Origin of the sequence: Sutterella massiliensis, from assembly GCF_016899755.1 — a bacterium.
GTDB lineage: Bacteria > Pseudomonadota > Gammaproteobacteria > Burkholderiales > Burkholderiaceae_F > Sutterella > Sutterella massiliensis.
Genome location: NZ_JACJJC010000272.1, coordinates 1 through 474 on the forward strand (window position 1 = coordinate 1; position 474 = coordinate 474).

Annotated in this window: 1 protein-coding gene; it reads left to right on the top strand. The window is 55.7% G+C overall.

Annotated features, from left to right (window positions below):
* Positions 1-212 precede the first annotated feature (212 nt).
* Positions 213-474: hypothetical protein (locus H6A60_RS12520; RefSeq protein ID WP_205105136.1), on the top strand; the 262-nt coding region annotated here is incomplete at its 3' end.

Below are 474 nucleotides of genomic sequence, written 5' to 3' on the forward strand. Positions count from 1 at the left end.
ATCGTATACAGCCCGGAAGAAAATACGAAACGTGAAAAACGAAGGCCGCACGTCCTCTCTTGCTTTACCATTCTTGAGAGTACTCAAGGAAGATCAAGCTCGACGTCGTTCGCCGGGCAGCGTCTTCGTCCGACTCGAATCGGGGAGATGGAAATGCTCACGGCGTTCCCATCAGCCCGCACGAAACCGCCGTTTTTCCTTTCAGCTTCAAAATGTTCATCAAGACTGTCCGTCCGCTCCTTTTGGTTGCACTCCTCGGTCTCGGCATTGCTGTCCAAGCCGGGGAAGCGCATTCCACACAATACCGGGAGTCCGGCAAATGGGTTTCCATGCGCCTATGCAACGCCGACCGCTGCGTCTGGCGGGCCGTTACGGGCTCACTGAGCAACGGTGCGCTCTTTGCGATCGACTTTGAAGACAAAGGCGACGTGTCTGTCCAGATGTTCCAGGTCAACATCCCGCGCTCGGTGATGT